Origin of the sequence: Streptomyces sp. NPDC059255, assembly GCF_042752355.1 — a bacterium.
Lineage (GTDB): Bacteria > Actinomycetota > Actinomycetes > Streptomycetales > Streptomycetaceae > Streptomyces.
This window is the reverse complement of record NZ_JBHYZP010000010.1, coordinates 160,986-176,419: the sequence shown is the minus strand read 5'-3', so window position 1 is coordinate 176,419 and position 15,434 is coordinate 160,986. Positions and strand designations below refer to the sequence as shown.

The window sequence follows — 15,434 nt, the reverse complement described above, 5'->3', positions numbered from 1 at the left end:
ATGACACGCGCCGCCCGTTCCACAGCCACCAGAAGAGCCCACCGCGCCCTGGTCCTCCTCCTGGCCCTGCTCCTCGCCGCGCTCGCCGCCCAGCTCTCCGGGGCCGCCGGCGCCGCCGAGGGCCGCCCGTACACCAACCCGGTCAAGTCGCAGAAGGGCGCCGACCCCTGGATCCAGTACCACGACGGCAACTACTACCTCGTCACGACGTCGTGGACGTCCGAGCTGACCATGCGCAAGTCACCCACCCTGGCCGGGCTCTCCACCGCACCCAGCGTCCAGGTGTGGTCGGACTCCACCTCCTCGCGCTGCTGCAACATGTGGGCGCCCGAGATGCACTACTGGAACGGCCGCTGGTACCTGTACTACGTGGCCGGCCAGGGCATCGCCGACTACAACCCCACCCAGCGCGTCCACGTCCTGCAGAGCGCGGGCGCCGACCCCATGGGCCCGTACACCTACCGCAACCAACTCGGCTCCGGCTGGATGCTCGACGCCAGCCTGCTCACCCTGGGCGGCTCGCTCTACCTGCTGGGCAGCGCGCAGGGCGGCGGTACGCAGAACCTCGTCATCGCCCCGATGAGCAACCCGTACACGCTGAGCGGCCCCTTCTCGACCATCTCCACGCCGACCCTCGCCTGGGAGCGGTCCGGCGGTACGGTCAACGAGGGGCCCGAGGTGCTCCAGCGCGGCGGGAAGACCTTCATCGTCTACTCGGCGAGCGGCTGCTGGACCGCCGACTACAAGCTCGGCCGGCTCACCTACACCGGGACCGATCCGCTCAGCGCCTCGTCCTGGACGAAGAAGCCGACGCCCGTCTTCAGCCGCGACGACCGGGCCGGGGTGTACGGTCCCGGCCACAACGGGTTCTTCAACTCGCCAGATGGCACCGAGAGCTGGATCGTCTACCACGCCAACGACGCGGCGGGCGACGGCTGCGACAACGGCCGCACCACCCGCGCCCAGAAGTTCACCTGGAACGCCGACGGCACCCCGAACCTCGGCACCCCCCTCGCGCTCGGCACCACCCTCGCCGGACCCTCCGGGGAGAGCGCGGCCACCCCGGGGGCGTACACCGTCGTCAACCGCAACAGCGGCAAGTGCCTTGAGGTGGAAGGCGGTTCGACGGCCGACGGCGCCGATGTCCGGCAGTGGACCTGCAACGGCGGCGCCCAGCAGCGCTGGCGGTTCGAGGACCTCGGCAACGACACCAGCAGACTCGTCAACGCCGCCACCGGCAAGGTCCTGGACACGGCGGACTGCTCCGTCGCCGACGGCGCCGATCTGCGCCAGTGGTCCTGGCTCAACAACCTCTGCCAGGCGTACCGGCTCGTCGTCACCGAACAGGGCGGCTGGGTACGGATCGTGAACGCGCGCAGCGGCAAGGTCGCGGACGTCGCCGACTGTTCCACGGCCGACGGGGCGGATGTACGCCAGTGGTCCTGGCTGAACAACACCTGCCAGCAGTGGCAGATCAAACCGGCCTGACATACATATACGGCAGGGGCTGTTCCTCCGCGCAAGCCGGAGAGGAACAGCCCCTGGTCCGTCAGCTCCGTCAGCTCCGTCGGGTCCGTCCGGTCCGCCGGGTCCGCCGGGTCCGTCAGGATCCCGGCCCGGTCACCCCGCCGCCAGCAGCGCGCGGCCCACCTGGGAGAACAGGCCCTTCGGGTGGTCGCGGAAGAGCGGCTCCGTACCGAACAGCGTCACCCGCGCGCCCGCCGCCGACGTCCCGCTGACGACCGACGCCCGGCCCGCCGCGTCGCGCGGGGCGCCCGTGCCGTCCTCCTTCGCGCGCCAGTGGCCCGACACCAGCGGGTTGCCGGTCCCGTACGACTGGTCGACGCGCACCCCGGCGCCGAGGCCCGTGAACCACAGCGGCGAGTAGACGAACGAGTGCGCCGGGGCGCCGCCCGTGACCGTACCGCCCGCGTTCACCACCCGGACCACCCCGTTGGCGTCGCCGTTGCCCGCGACCGCCGTGGCGGGCAGCAGCCCGGCGGCGGCGTTGAAGGCGGCGCCGCCCGCGCCCAGAGCGACCAGACCGCCGCGCGCCCCCGAGCCGCCGCGCGCCCCCGAACCGAGGAACGCGTCCAGGGCGGTACGGGCCGCCGCGTCCAGCGCCTCGTACCGCAGGCCGGTCGAGACGTACAGCACGTCCACCGCCGACCAGTCGAAGCCCGCGTTCAGCGTCGCCGCCGACACCGGCACCACGTCGAAGCCCATCTCCCGCAGCGCGAACAGCTCACCCGGCGTCACCGCCGCCGCGACCCGTGTTCGGTGCAGCGCCTCCGCGCCCTTCTCCTTCGTCGCCGTGAAGGCCACCCCGTGACGGTCCGCGAGAACGGCCGCCCGCTGCCGGGCCGACGACGGCACGAGCGCCGCGCCGTCCGCCGCCCGCCGGACCCGCACCCCCTGCGCGAGCAGGGAGTTGACCGCGGCCAGCTCCTCCGGGGTGTCCAGCGGCAGCCGCAGATCACCCCGCGGGCTCACCGACCCGGCGGGCGCTGCGGCCTCGACCGTACGCCCCCGGACCTGGGCCAGGGCGGCCGAACCGCCCCCGAGCCGCTGCACCTTGTCGACGCTCGCGCCCCACAGCAGTCCGAGGCTCCACCCCGATATGTCGTACATCGTGGAGACGTCCGCGCTGATGTCCCGGCCCGCGTCCAGGATCACATTGGCGAGGCCGCGCTTGGCCTGGTGCATGTCGACCACGTACGAACCCGCGGGGTACCACGTCCCCGCCAGCCGGAAGCCGGTGCTCGCGCGCCGCACCCGTACGTCGTTCGCCACGAGGTGGTCGACCAGCCGGGCCGCCGCCGTCGCCGAGCGCTGCCCGGCGCCCGCCGGGATCACGTACGCGCGGGGGAAGTCGGTGGTGTAGACGTCCTCCGGACCGATGCCCGGCACCCCCGGCACCGACTCCTCGGACACCGGGCGCTGCGCCTCACCGGCGGCACCCCGCCGAAACGTTTCTATCTGGTCCGCGACGATCGACGTCCGGTTCCGGACGCTCCATTCGAGCGTGGCGCGCATCGCCGCGCCCGCGATGTCCTTGTTGATCGCGGACCGCCGGCGCAGCTCGCTCACCGGCAGGGAGTCGTACGAGCTGTTGTTGACCCGCATCGGGAACTCGACGGTGTGCGAGGCCACCGCGCCCTGGAACGCCATGTACTGCGGGGTGAAGATCGGCGGCCAGTCGTCCCAGCCCTCCCGCTGGTCACGGAAGGGGATGACGGCCGGGCTCACGCCGTCCTTCTCCGGCGTGTAGCCGAGGCCGTTCACCGCCTTCTCCATGCCGAGGGCGTTGGCGTAGGCGTTCTTCAGGAAGAGGTCGTACTCGTAGTTCTCGCCGTGCGGCGGCGTCGTCGGCTCGATCAGCGTGCCGTTGACATAGCCGTGCAGATCGAGCATGACGGCGGGCTGTTTGTCGACGGCGATCCGGCGCACGGCCCGGGACTCCGGCTGCGAGCCGGTGATGAAGTCCCGGTTCAGGTCGAAGCCGTTGGAGTTGGCGCGGGTCCCGGCGATCCGGCCGTCCGGGTTGGCGGTGATGTTGAGATAGATACGGTTCGAGGAGAGCAGCCCGGCCGTCGCGCCGTCCTTGGCCTTCGCCAGCTCCTCGATGAGATCGAGGGCGGCGTCCGTGCCCTCCCACTCGTTGCCGTGGATGTTGTTGTTGATGAACACCGGTGTCTTGTACGAGGACTTGATGCTCCGGTCCTTGGCGGCGAGCGCCGGGGCGCTCTCGATCAGCTCCCGCATCCGCCGCTGCTCACGCGCCTGCCGGGTGCTCTCGGGCGCGGTGACGGTGACGAGATACAGCTCGTGCCCGCCGGCCGAGCGCCCCGCGACCTCCACGCTCACCCGGTCACCCAGCTTCTGGAGGGCGTTGAGCCGGGGAGCGAGCGAGTGGTACGGGGCGAGGCCCAGCTTGACCGATTTGTCGGCCGGGTTCTCGGGCGGGGCGTCCAGGACGGTACGGCGCGGATAGCCCCGGCCGTCCGGGAGCGCGGCGGTGCCCCCGCCGGTGGCCGTCGGGTCCGTACGGGCGGCGGAGGCGGCGCTCACCCGTGGCCCGCTCTCGCGTGGCCCGCTCTCGCGTGGCCCGCTCTCGCGTGGCCCGCTCTCCCGTACGGGATGGGGCCGCGGCGCGTCCTCCCGTACGGGGGCGGCGGAGGCGGGCAGCGGCGCGAGCAGCAGGGCGCCGGCCGTGACGGCGGTGGTCAGCAGGAGCGGTCGGGGTATCCCCATGCGGTGGGTTCCTCCAGTGAGGTGGACGGGGGAGGTGATCGACGCTGATCGGTACGCAGGGGTCTACAGGCTGTACACCCGCCACGGCAAGGGGTCCCGGCCCCGCCGGTAGGCTGGCCCCATGGGTGATCTGGGGTCGGGTTTCGGCTATGTGATGAAGGGCCAGCGCTGGGTCGCCGGTCATGGCCGGTGGCTGGGGTTCGGGCTGCTGCCCGGCCTGGTCACCCTGGTGCTGTACGCGGGCGCGCTCGTCGGACTCGCCTACGGGGCCGATGACGTGATCGCCTGGGTGACGCCGTTCGCCGACGACTGGTCCTCGCCCTGGGCCGGGCTCTTCCGCGGTTTCCTGACCGCGCTCCTCTTCGTCTTTGGGCTCTTCCTCGCGGTGATCACTTTCACCGCGGTGACGCTCCTGGTCGGACAGCCCTTCTACGAGTCGCTGTCCGAGGAGGTCGACCGCGCGGAGGGCGGCGAGGTCCCGCAGTCGGGGCTGCCGTTCTGGCGCGACCTGTGGATCTCCGCCCGGGACAGCGTGCGCATCCTGGTCCGGGTGACGCTCTACGGGATCCTGCTCTTCGCGCTCGGCTTCATCCCGGTCGTCGGGCAGACCGTCGTGCCCGTGCTCGGCTTCTGCGTCACCGGTTACTTCCTGGCGGAGGAGCTGACGGCGGTGGCGCTCCAGCGCCGGGGCGTCGAGCTGAAGGAGCGGCTCGCGCTGCTGCGCGGCCGGCGGATGCTCACGCTCGGCTTCGGCGTCCCGATCGGGCTCGCCTTCCTCGTCCCGGTGGTGGCGGTCTTCCTGATGCCGGGGGCGGTGGCCGGGGCGACGCTGCTGGTCCGCGACTTGACGGCCGAGCGCGAGCCGGAGGCGGACGACGCCACGGCGGCCGGCCCGGCGACCGCCCCCGGGGACGGCGCCGGGGCGGGGCGGCCCGGCGTACCGCTCACCCTGGAGAAGTAGCCGGGCGCGCCGCGGCGTCCGCGCCTCAGGAGGCGTCGGCGGCCACGGTGATGATCGACCGGAGCTGCGCGATGATGTCCAGCCGGTTCCGCACGAACTCTGGGTCGGTCACGGTCCCCGTCGCCGGGTTCGTGTTGCCCGCCCCGAACTGGAGCACCGGCGTGTGCACATGGCCGCCGGGGATGTCCAGGCCGAGCCGGTCGCGCAGCAGGGTCGCCCGGTAGGCGATCTCGTTGGAGAGATAGTCCCCGCCGCCCCCGGCGCGGGCCGCCGAGCCGGGGGTCGGCCCGTCGGGACGCACCACCGCGGTGGTGGAGCCCGCCGGTATCTCGGTCACGGACGTGTTGTCGTACACCGGGAAGCGGCCGGTGTCCGCCGCGACGATCGCGGGGTACGGCAGGCTGGTCGCCGTCCACTGCGGCTGCGAGGCCGGGTCGCGCACCGGGACGAGGCCGGTCTCGGAGACGTTCTGGTTGTCCCCGAACCCGCCCCGCCAGGCGCCGTTGAAGCGCTCGACGTCGATCCGGCCGACCCGGCCCTGGCTGACCGTGGTGAAGAGATCGGCCTGGGCCAGCGGCTTGCGCAGCGCCCGCTCCACCGTGCCGTCGGCGAAGTCCTGCCAGCGGACGGGGAAGACGGCGGCTTCGATCCTGGCCGGTCCCCGGGCGGTCTCGACGACCGTGCCGTCGAGGGCGAGCGCGGTCGCCCCCGAGGGGTTGCTGATCCGGATGTCACGGTCGAGGGTGAACGGGTCGAACCCGGTCACGACGATCCGCTTGACGCCCTTGCCCGCCGCGGTGCCCTTGCCCGCCTTGGCGTCCTTGCCCGCCTTGGGGCCCTTGCCGTCCTTGCCGGGGAACGTCATGGAGTCCTGCCCCCGCGAGGTGCGTTCCAGCGCCCCGAGCAGCCGGGTGCGCGCCGCCTCCGGGAGCCCGAACTCCGGCTGCCACTGCCGCAGTTCCCGGCTCATGGCCAGCCGCGCCCAGTACAGCGGCCGGTCGTCGTCCCGGCTCAGGTCGCCGCGCGCCGGACCCCGGCCCTGCGCCCGGTCCACCGCCCGCTGCCACAGCCGCGCCCCCTGCCGCTCGACGGTCCGCTCGGCCGCCCGGTACGACCCCGCGCCGTTCAGCGCCCGTACGAACCCGGGCGCCACCTGGTCGAACCCGCTGCGCCGCAGGATCTCCCGCGGCACGTCCCGGTCGAGCCGCTGCTCCTCGACGGTGGGCGCGGCGGTCGTCGGAACGGGGGCCGCGGCGGTGGCGGCCGGAGGCGGTACGGCGAGGGCGAGCGCGGCGGCGGTGAGCAGCACGAGCCCGAGCCGGTCGGGCCGTACGCGCGGGCGAACGCGTGGCGGACGTACAGGCGTGAGTCTCACGGGAGTCCTTCCGTCGGGTGGCGGAAGTATCGCCTCCGGACCGCCCTGTTGACCATGGGCACCCCTGGCCCGGCCCGGCCCGAACGAAGGCAGACAAACAAGCAGGCAGACAAGCAGCCAGCCAGCCAGACAGACAGACCCTAGGCCCCTGCAGCCCCCGCCCCGCCCGCCCGCAGCAGGGTCAGGAAGTCGCGGAACGCCGCCGCCATGTCGACCGCCTCCGGGTCCAGCAGCCACTGGTACTGGAGCCCGTCCAGCACCGCCGTCAGTAGGGGCGCCGCCTGTTCCGGTGTCAGCCCGCCCGGGAGGCGGTCGCCGAACTCGGCGCGCAGGACCTCGGCCATCTCGCCCCGTACCTGCGTGTAGCGGCGGGTGAAGAACTCCCTGGCCGGATGGGACTCCGTGACGCTCTCGCCGAGCAGCGCCGAGAAGGTCTGGACGATCCCGGGGCGCATCGCGTTGTACTCCACCAGGGAGTCCAGCAGGTCGAGCCGCCAGCCGCGGCGGCCGTCGCTGCGCCCACCGGTGTCCCACTGGTCCCGCTCCTCCAGGACGGCGACGAGCAGCGCCTCCTTGGAGGGGAAGTAGTGCAGCAGTCCCTGCTGGGTCAGACCGGCGCGCTCGGCCACCGCGCCCAGGGTCGCGCCCCGGTAGCCGCGCTCCGCGATCACTTCGAGGGCGGCGCGGAGGATGTCCGCGCGCCGCTCCTCGGTCCTGGCCCTCGTCATCGGCCGCTCCCTTCCTAGAAAATAACGAAAGGATAACCAAACTTACCGCTCTACAGATTTGGCCGTCACCATGTAACCATTCGATCGTTCTGTACGTCGACGAGGAGGTACGGCCGTGGCCGACGCACCCACCACCCGGGCCGATCAGGCACGTGACGCCGCGGTCGCCGCGGCGCTCGGCAAGCTCGACCTGGACGCCAAGGCCCGGCTCCTGGCCGGCCAGGACATGTGGTCCCTGCCCGAACTGCCCGGGATCGGGCTCGCGTCGCTCGTCATGTCCGACGGGCCCATCGGCGTCCGCGGCGTCCGCTGGACCGCCGACGACCCGTCCGTGGCCCTCCCGTCCCCGACCGCCCTCGCCGCCTCCTGGGACCCGGAGCTGGCCCGCCGGGCGGGGCGGCTGCTCGCCCAGGAGGCCCGCCGCAAGGGCGTGCACGTCCTGCTCGCGCCGACCGTCAACCTGCACCGCTCGCCCCTCGGCGGCCGGCACTTCGAGGCGTACAGCGAGGACCCGTACCTCACCGGCGAGATCGGCACCGGCTACGTGCTCGGCGTCCAGGACGGCGGCGTCGGCACGACGGTCAAGCACTTCGTCGCCAACGACGCCGAGACCGACCGCTTCACCGTCGACAACCTCGTCGCCCCCCGCCCGCTGCGCGAGCTGTATCTCGCGCCCTTCGAGGCCATCGTGGCCAACGCCCATCCGTGGGGCATCATGGCCGCGTACAACCAGGTCAACGGCTCCACGATGACCGAGCACCGCTACCTCCAGAACGACGTGCTGCGCGGCGAATGGGGCTTCGACGGCTACATCGTCTCCGACTGGCTGGCCGCGCGCTCCACCGCCGGCGCGCTCCTCGGCGGTCTGGACGTCGCGATGCCGGGGCCCCGCACGGTCTACGGCGAGGCGCTGGCCGCCGCCGTACGGGCCGGGGAGGTGCCCGAGTCCGCCGTCGACGACGCCGTGCGCCGGGTCCTGCTGCTCGCCGCCAGGACCGGCGCCCTCGACGGCGCGCCCGCCGCCGTCACCACCCCGCCCGCGCCGCTCGACGGCGAGGCGCTGGCCCGCGAGATCGCCCGCCGCTCCTTCGTCCTCGTACGGAACGAGGAGCGGGCCGGCCGTCCCGCGCTGCCGCTCGACCCCGCGGACGGCACGATCGCGCTCAGCGGCGCCGCCGCCCGCGACGCCCGGGTCCTCGGCGGCGGCTCCGCCACCGTCTTCCCCGACCACATCGTCTCCCCGCTGGACGGCCTCACCGCCGCGCTCCCGCCGGGCCGCCTCAGCTACGCGATCGGCGCCGACCCCAGCGACGAACTCACCGACGCCGACCAGGGGTTCGAGCTGACCGCCGTCTGCCGGGACGACTCCGGGCGGATCCTCGGCACCGGCTCCGTCCCCGGCGGCCGGATCCAGTGGGCCGGCGCCGACCTGCCCGACGGGGTCACCCACGAGACCCTCCACTCCGTCGAGCTGACCGGCACCTTCACGCCCCGGGAGAGCGGCGAGCACACCTTCGGCACCCGTGGCCTCGGCGGCTTCACCCTGACCGTCGGCGGCGAGGTCCTCTTCGACGGCGCCCAGGAACCCGGCTCCGCCGCCGACCCGTTCGAGGCGTTCTTCGGTGAGCCCGTGGAGCGCGCCCGCGCCACCCTCACCGAGGGGGTGCCGGTCGAACTCTCCCTCCGGCACACCGTGTTCCGGCTCGCGGACGCCCCGATCAGCGCCGTCGCCGTCTCCCTGCTCCACCTCGGCCCGCGCCACGACCCCGACGAGCTGATCGCGGAGGCCGTCGAGGCGGCCCGTACCGCCGCCACCGCCGTCGTCGTGGTCGCCACCACCGAGCGCGTCGAGTCCGAGGGCTTCGACCGCGCGGACCTGCGGCTCCCCGGCCGCCAGGACGACCTCGTGCGCGCGGTCGCCGCCGTCAACCCCCGCACGGTCGTGGTCGTCAACACCGGCTCCCCGGTGGAGCTGCCCTGGCGCGAGGACGTGGCGGCGGTGCTGCTGACCTGGTTCCCCGGCCAGGAGGGCGGCGCCGCGCTCGCCGACGTCCTGCTCGGCGGCGCGGAGCCGGCCGGCCGGCTCCCCACCACCTGGCCCACCGCCCTCGCGGACGCGCCCGTCTCGAAGACCACCCCGGACAACGGCGAACTCCCCTACACCGAAGGCGTGTTCATCGGCTACCGGGCGTGGGAACGGGCCGGCACGACCCCCGCGTACCCCTTCGGTCACGGCCTCGGCTACACCGACTGGGAGTACGAGACGATCGAGGCCACCCCGGCCGGGGCGCGGGTACGGGTGCGCAACTCCGGTACCCGTACGGGCCGCGAGGTCGTCCAGATCTACCTCGCCCCGGTCCCCGGCGCGGACGCCGGCGCGGTGGAGCGCCCCGCGCGCTGGCTGGCCGGCTTCGCCTCCGTCGAGGCGGCCCCCGGCGAGAGCGTCGAGGTGACGGTCCCGCTGCGCCGCCGGGCGTTCGAGATCTGGGACGAGGCGGCCAACTCCTGGTCGTACATGGCCGGTTCCTACGAGATCCAGGCGGGCCGCTCCGTCAGCGACCGCCGGCTGTCCGCCCTGGTGGAGGCGACGGGATAGGGTCTGAAGACGTGCGGCCCCGGGGCGGAACCTGACACCGCCCCGGGGCCGCACCCGTCCCGGCGAACAGTCGTCAGCGCGTCGTGAACCGGTGGCGTCAGCGCGTCGTGAACCGGTAGACCGTGGCCGACTCGTACACCTCACCCGGCCGCAGCACCGTGCTCGGGAAGGCCGGCCGGTTCGGCGAGTCCGGGAAGTGCTGCGTCTCCAGCGCGATACCGGCGCCGGGACCGAACGGCTTCCCGTCGAAGTGGTCACCGGTGTAGAGCTGGAGCCCCGGCTCCGTGGTGGTGATCGTGAGCGCCCGGCCGGACGCAGGGTCGTACAGCTCGGCGGCGGGGGCGCCCTCCGGCCCGCCGTCCAGGACGTAGTTGTGGTCGTAGCCGGGGCCCACCGGGCGGGACGCGCGGAAGTCGAAGCGCGTGCCGTCCACCGGCGCCGGCTCCCCGGTCGGCAGCATCGAGCCGTCCACCGGGGTGATCCGGCCGCCCGCGATCCGCAGCTCGTGCCCGGACGTCGCCGGGACGCCGTCCGCGCCGCCCAGATTCCAGTACGTGTGATTGGTCAGCGTGACATGCGTCGGCGCGTCCGTCACCGCGCGGTACGCGATCCGCAGCGCCCCGTCCCCGTCGAGCGTGTACGACGCCGAGACCTCCAGCCGGCCGGGGAACCCCTCCTCGCCGTCCGGGCTGACCCGCGACAGCCGGACTCCCGACGGTCCCGTCCCGTCCCCGTCCGCGCCGACGGGCTCCGCGTCCCACACCCGCCGGTCGAAGCCGTACGCCCCGCCGTGCAGACAGTTCGGCCCCTCGTTGGGCGTGACCCGGTGCACCACCCCGTCCAGGGTGAAGGCGGCGCCCGCGATGCGGTTCGCGTACCGGCCGACGAGCGCCCCGAAGTACGGCCCCCGGTGCTCCAGATAGCCGGTCAGGCCGGGGAAGCCGAGGACGACATCGGCGACGGTCCCGTTCCGGTCGGGAACCTCCACCGACTGCAGGATGCCGCCGTACGTCAGCAGCCGTATCCGGGTACCGGCCCGCTCCAGGGTCCAGCGGTCGACCGGCGTACCCTCGGGCGTGGCGCCGACGCGCTCCGTGTTCATGACAGTCACGATCACGACCCTACGCGGGTGGCTCCGCCGCCGTGACATTGCGGTACGCGATCTCCGCCAGCCTGCTCTGCCCGTTCTTGCTGGGGTGGAACCAGTCCCAGTGGCTGAGCTGCTTGCCGGTGAACCGGAAGTCGAAGACCTCGCCGCCGTCGTACCGGCAGCGCACGTCCTTCGCGCACACGCCCTTCAGCGTGTCGTTGTACGCCACGACCCGGTCGTACACCATGTTCCGCCGCTTCTGGGCGCCCTTGCTGTCGTCCTGCGCGTCGCCCAGCATCGTGGCGCAGATGCCCAGCTTCCAGACCTGCCGGCCCAGCGGATTGCCGCGTCCGGTCGACCAGAGGCGCTTGAGGTCCGGCACGCTCGACACGTACACCTGCGCCTTGGGCGCGCCTTCGCGGAGCAGGCGCATCGACTCCTCGAAGGAGGCCTTGAAGGCGGCGACCGGGGTCATCTGCGTGGCCGCGCGCCGGCAGGCGTCGTTGGCGCCGACCATGACCGTGACCAGTTCGGGGCCGTACCGCGCCGCCCGCGCCATCTGGTCCGGCAGATCGGCCATCCGGGCGCCGGTCTCGGCGAGGTTCCAGGAGTTCTCCGCAAGCCGCGCGGCCGGCGGTCCCTCGGCCGCCAGCCCGCCGAGCAGCCGGTAGGCGAGGCTCCGCACACCGCTGTCCGTGCCGGTCGACCAGGACACCTCGGGGCAGTCCACGAGCACCCCGCAGGCGTCGAAGCCACGCGTTATCGAGTCCCCGACGGCGGCGACGGAGCCCGGGCTGCGGTCCCAGACCGGGGTGGGGCGGGGGGAGGGCCTGACCGCCTCGGTGGTGGAGTCGGAGGAGGCGGAGCCGGAGGAGGTGCACCCGGCGAGCGCCCCGGTCCCGGCGAGGACGGCGGCGGCCACGGCGGCGGCCACGGTACGGACCCGGGCGGCGGACGCGGTACGGACCCGGCCGGGCCCGCGGCGGTCCCGCGGGCTCTCTCCTCGCATCAGTCCTCCCGATCGGCGTCCGCTGCGGGCGTGCGCCGGTGAAAGCTTCGCGTATATCCGTCCGGGACCGACGGTACGTCACCCCGGGCCCCTCACCGCACGATAGCTTTTCCCACGTCGAAACAGAGGCGCCTGATCGCTCGGCTCCGGTAAATTACATCACGTCACAAGCTGTCCCTTTTGCGGAGTTTCACTCCCGATGCTGTTTACTGAGGCCGCTGGGAAAGGCGAACCTCGTCCCACACTGGAGGTCCCGGTGACGACACGTGGAGTTCTGTACGTTCACTCCGCACCCCGCGCGATGTGCCCGCATGTCGAATGGGCGGTGGCCGGGGTGCTGGGGGTACGGGTCCAGCTCGACTGGATCAGGCAGCCGGCCTCGCCCGGCACCTGGCGGGCCGAGGTCTCCTGGAAGGGCCGAGCGGGCACCGCGTCCAAACTCGCCTCCGCGCTGCGCGGCTGGCAGATGCTCCGCTTCGAGGTCACCGGGGAACCCTGTCCCACGGCGGAGGGCGAGCGCTACAGCGCCACCCCCGACCTGGGCATCTTCCACGCGGTCACCGGTCTGCACGGCGACATCCTGGTCCCCGAGGACCGGCTGCGGGCCGCCCTCGCCCGCGCGCAGCGGGGCGAGACCCAGTTGGCGGTGGAGCTCGCCACCCTGCTGGGCAAGCCGTGGGACGACGAGTTGGAGCCGTTCCGCCACGCGGGCGAGGGCGCCCCGGTGCGCTGGCTGCACCAGGTGGTCTGAGCGGCGCTCCGTCGTGATCCGAACGGGAGGACCTACGGTGGCCGTATGGCTGACACACTCGCAGTAGCTGTCCTCGGCACCGGCATCATGGGCGCCGGGATGGCCCGTAACCTCTGCCGCGCGGGACTCGACGTCCGGGTCTGGAACCGCACCCCCGCCAAGGCCGAGGCGCTGGCCGCGGACGGCGCGCGCGTCGCCGCGACCCCCGCCGAGGCGGTGGGCGGCGCGGATGTCGTCCTCACGATGCTGTACGACGGCCCGGCGGTGGTGGCGGCGATGGAGGCCGCGGTGCCGGGCCTGCGTCCCGGCACCGTCTGGCTCCAGTCGACGACGGTGGGCGTCGAGGCCGTCACCCCGCTGGCGGAATTCGCGGCGGAGCGGGGGCTGGTCTTCGTCGACGGCCCGGTCCTCGGCACCCGGGCCCCCGCGGAGAGCGGACAGCTGCTGGTACTGGCCGCGGGTCCGCCCCGGGCCAGGGAGCCGCTCGCGCCGGTCCTGGACGCGGTGGGCAGCCGTACGGTCTGGCTGGGCGACGAGGGCGGCACGGCCGCCGCCACCCGCCTCAAGCTCGTCTGCAACAGCTGGGTCCTGGCCCTCACCCACGCCACGGCCGAGGCGCTCTCCCTGGCCAAGGGGCTCGGCGTGGACCCGGCCGGCTTCCTGGAGGCCGTCGGCGGCGGCCCGCTGGACTGCGGCTATCTCCGGGCCAAGTCCCAGGCGATCCTGGCCGACGACTACACCCCGAACTTCTCCGTCACCACCGCGGCGAAGGACGCCCGCCTCATCGTCGCGGCGGGCGCGGCGGAAGGCGTACGGCTGGACCTCGCCGCGGCGGGAGCGGAACGTTTCCGCCGCGCCGCGGAGCAGGGCCACGGCGACGACGACATGGCGGCGACGTACTTCGCCAGCTTCGGCGGATCGGGCGGCTGAGCCCCGGAGACGCCGGGACCCGCCGGCCCCGAGCACGCCGGACCGTACCGGGCGTCGGGCCGTGCCAGGTGTCAGACCGTACGGAGCGCCAGCACCACGTTGTGGCCGCCGAAGCCGAACGAGTTGTTGATCGCCGCGATCGTGCCGCTCGGCAGGGGGCGGGGCTCCCCGCGCACCACGTCCGCGTCGACCTCCTCGTCGAGGGTGTCGATGTTGATCGTCGGCGGGGCCGTGCGGTGGTACAGCGCCAGGGCCGTGGCCACCGTCTCGATACCGCCCGCGCCGCCCAGCAGGTGGCCGGTCATCGACTTCGTCGCGGAGATCGCGACATGGTCCAGGTCGTCGCCGAGGACCTGGCGCAGCGCCTTGATCTCGGCGATGTCACCCTGCGGGGTGGACGTGGCGTGTGCGTTGAGGTGCGCGATCTCGGACGGCTTGAGGTCCGAGCTGTCGAGCAGGTTGTGCATGGCCTTCGCGATGCCCCGGCCGGTCGGCTCGGGCTGCGCGATGTGGTGGGCGTCCGAGGAGAGGCCCTGGCCCAGCACCTCGCAGTAGACGCGCGCGCCACGCCGGGCCGCGTGCTCGGCCGACTCCAGGACGACGACGCCCGCCCCCTCGCCGAGGACGAAGCCGTCCCGGGCCGTGTCGTACGGGCGGGAGGCCCTGGTGGGCTCGTCGTTGTTCTTGGACATCGCCATCATGTTGGCGAACGCCGCGATGGGCAGCGGGTGGATGGCCGCTTCCGTACCGCCGGCCACGACCACGTCGGCCCGGCCCGTGCGGATCATCTCCACCGCGTAGCCGACGGCCTCGGCGCCCGAGGCGCACGCGGAGACCGGGGTGTGCACGCCCGCGCGGGCGCCCACCTCCAGGCTGACGTTGGCGGACGGGCTGTTGGGCATCAGCATCGGCACGGTGTGCGGGGAGACCCGGCGTACGCCGCGCTCCTTGAGCACGTCGTACTGGTCGAGCAGGGTCGTGACGCCGCCGATGCCGGAGGCGATCACGGTGCCGAGCCGGTCGGGGTCGACCTGGGGGTCGTCCCCCGCCTTGTCAGTGTAACCGGCGTCCGCCCATGCCTCCCTGGCCGCGATCAGCGCGAACTGCGCCGAGCGGTCCAGCTTGCGGGCGAGCGGCCGGGGCAGGACGTCGCCCGGGTCGACGGCGGCGGTCGCGGCGATCCGGACCGGCAGGTCGGCGAAGCGCTCGCCCTCCAGGGGCCGTACTCCCGAGCGGCCGGCGAGCAGACCATCCCAGGTCGATGCGCTGTCGCCACCCAGTGGTGTGGTTGCGCCGATACCGGTGACGACCACGGTGCGATTGGTCTGGCTCACTGGAATTCTTCTCCACGTGTAGAGGGTGCTGAATTGTTACGGCGCCACCACCGGGTGGCGTTTGCCGCGCGATGTTACGGGTCAGGCAGTCAGGCCCTGAGCGGTCAGGCTCCGAGTGGTCAGGCGGCCTGGTGCTTCGTGATGTAGTCGGCGGCGTCGCCGACCGTCTTCAGGTTCTTGACGTCGTCGTCCGGGATCTTCACGTCGAAGCGCTCTTCGGCGGCGACGACGACCTCGACCATGGACAGCGAGTCGACGTCCAGGTCGTCGGTGAAGGACTTGTCCAGCTGGACGTCCTCCTCCGGGATACCGGCGATCTCGTTCACGATCTCGGCGAGACCCTTGACGATCTCTTCCTGGGTGAAGGCCATGGTGGGCGATCTCCTTCGATGTTGAGCAATATTGA

The 15,434-nt window shown here is 73.1% G+C and carries 12 protein-coding genes; 5 read left to right on the top strand and 7 right to left on the bottom strand.

What is annotated here, in order from left to right; all coding sequences use genetic code 11:
• Window positions 1–1,488, top strand: coding sequence for a family 43 glycosylhydrolase (locus ACFXKG_RS15510; RefSeq protein WP_384837973.1), 1,488 nt, complete (start codon window positions 1–3; stop codon window positions 1,486–1,488).
• Window positions 1,489–1,620: 132 nt separating this feature from the next.
• On the opposite strand, the gene ACFXKG_RS15505 is transcribed toward ACFXKG_RS15510, so the two are convergent.
• The gene (locus ACFXKG_RS15505) at window positions 1,621–4,254 is read right to left on the bottom strand and encodes a M14 family zinc carboxypeptidase (RefSeq protein WP_384837970.1); all 2,634 of its coding nucleotides are present in this window, start codon (window positions 4,252–4,254) and stop codon (window positions 1,621–1,623) included.
• A 121-nt stretch (window positions 4,255–4,375) separates the two neighbouring features.
• Here ACFXKG_RS15505 and ACFXKG_RS15500 point away from each other — a divergent pair, with 121 nt between their 5' ends.
• On the top strand, window positions 4,376–5,215 hold the full coding sequence (locus tag ACFXKG_RS15500; RefSeq protein WP_384837967.1) for an EI24 domain-containing protein: 840 nt from the start codon (window positions 4,376–4,378) through the stop codon (window positions 5,213–5,215).
• Window positions 5,216–5,240: 25 nt separating this feature from the next.
• On the opposite strand, the gene ACFXKG_RS15495 is transcribed toward ACFXKG_RS15500, so the two are convergent.
• Window positions 5,241–6,590 (bottom strand): pyroglutamyl peptidase, encoded by a 1,350-nt coding sequence (locus ACFXKG_RS15495; protein ID WP_384837964.1) that lies wholly within the window; start codon window positions 6,588–6,590, stop codon window positions 5,241–5,243.
• Window positions 6,591–6,730: 140 nt separating this feature from the next.
• The gene (locus ACFXKG_RS15490; RefSeq protein WP_384837961.1) at window positions 6,731–7,318 is read right to left on the bottom strand and encodes a TetR/AcrR family transcriptional regulator; all 588 of its coding nucleotides are present in this window, start codon (window positions 7,316–7,318) and stop codon (window positions 6,731–6,733) included.
• 115 nt (window positions 7,319–7,433) lie between these two features.
• On the opposite strand from ACFXKG_RS15490, the gene ACFXKG_RS15485 reads away from it, so the two are divergent.
• Window positions 7,434–9,914, top strand: a complete 2,481-nt coding sequence (locus tag ACFXKG_RS15485; RefSeq protein ID WP_384837958.1) for a glycoside hydrolase family 3 protein — start codon at window positions 7,434–7,436, stop codon at window positions 9,912–9,914.
• 97 nt (window positions 9,915–10,011) lie between these two features.
• On the opposite strand, the gene ACFXKG_RS15480 is transcribed toward ACFXKG_RS15485, so the two are convergent.
• A complete protein-coding gene (locus ACFXKG_RS15480) occupies window positions 10,012–11,016 on the bottom strand; it encodes an aldose epimerase family protein (RefSeq protein ID WP_384838030.1) in 1,005 nt (334 codons plus the stop codon).
• Window positions 11,017–11,035: 19 nt separating this feature from the next.
• Entirely contained in the window at window positions 11,036–12,013 is a 978-nt protein-coding gene (locus tag ACFXKG_RS15475; RefSeq protein WP_384837956.1) for an SGNH/GDSL hydrolase family protein, read from the bottom strand.
• A gap of 256 nt (window positions 12,014–12,269) precedes the next feature.
• Here ACFXKG_RS15475 and ACFXKG_RS15470 point away from each other — a divergent pair, with 256 nt between their 5' ends.
• Together ACFXKG_RS15470 and ACFXKG_RS15465 are read left to right on the top strand one after the other, a co-directional pair.
• Window positions 12,270–12,764, top strand: a complete 495-nt coding sequence (locus tag ACFXKG_RS15470) for a DUF3145 domain-containing protein (RefSeq protein WP_384837953.1) — start codon at window positions 12,270–12,272, stop codon at window positions 12,762–12,764.
• A 45-nt stretch (window positions 12,765–12,809) separates the two neighbouring features.
• Entirely contained in the window at window positions 12,810–13,694 is an 885-nt protein-coding gene (locus ACFXKG_RS15465; protein WP_384837950.1) for an NAD(P)-dependent oxidoreductase, read from the top strand.
• Between the two features lie 71 nt (window positions 13,695–13,765).
• On the opposite strand, the gene fabF is transcribed toward ACFXKG_RS15465, so the two are convergent.
• Together fabF and ACFXKG_RS15455 are read right to left on the bottom strand one after the other, a co-directional pair.
• Window positions 13,766–15,028: a beta-ketoacyl-ACP synthase II gene (gene fabF / locus ACFXKG_RS15460; protein WP_384837947.1), complete on the bottom strand. Its 1,263-nt coding sequence runs from the start codon at window positions 15,026–15,028 to the stop codon at window positions 13,766–13,768.
• A gap of 119 nt (window positions 15,029–15,147) precedes the next feature.
• Window positions 15,148–15,399: an acyl carrier protein gene (locus tag ACFXKG_RS15455; protein WP_365812758.1), complete on the bottom strand. Its 252-nt coding sequence runs from the start codon at window positions 15,397–15,399 to the stop codon at window positions 15,148–15,150.
• Window positions 15,400–15,434: the final 35 nt, after the last annotated feature.

Coding starts and splice junctions, on each gene's coding strand:
- ACFXKG_RS15510 (WP_384837973.1), top strand. CDS start 1: ATGACACGCGCCGCCCGTTCCACAGCCACCAGAAGAGCCCACCGCGCC.
- ACFXKG_RS15505 (WP_384837970.1), bottom strand. CDS start 4,254: ATGGGGATACCCCGACCGCTCCTGCTGACCACCGCCGTCACGGCCGGC.
- ACFXKG_RS15500 (WP_384837967.1), top strand. CDS start 4,376: ATGGGTGATCTGGGGTCGGGTTTCGGCTATGTGATGAAGGGCCAGCGC.
- ACFXKG_RS15490 (WP_384837961.1), bottom strand. CDS start 7,318: ATGACGAGGGCCAGGACCGAGGAGCGGCGCGCGGACATCCTCCGCGCC.
- ACFXKG_RS15480 (WP_384838030.1), bottom strand. CDS start 11,016: ATGAACACGGAGCGCGTCGGCGCCACGCCCGAGGGTACGCCGGTCGAC.
- ACFXKG_RS15475 (WP_384837956.1), bottom strand. CDS start 12,013: ATGCGAGGAGAGAGCCCGCGGGACCGCCGCGGGCCCGGCCGGGTCCGT.
- ACFXKG_RS15465 (WP_384837950.1), top strand. CDS start 12,810: ATGGCTGACACACTCGCAGTAGCTGTCCTCGGCACCGGCATCATGGGC.
- ACFXKG_RS15455 (WP_365812758.1), bottom strand. CDS start 15,399: ATGGCCTTCACCCAGGAAGAGATCGTCAAGGGTCTCGCCGAGATCGTG.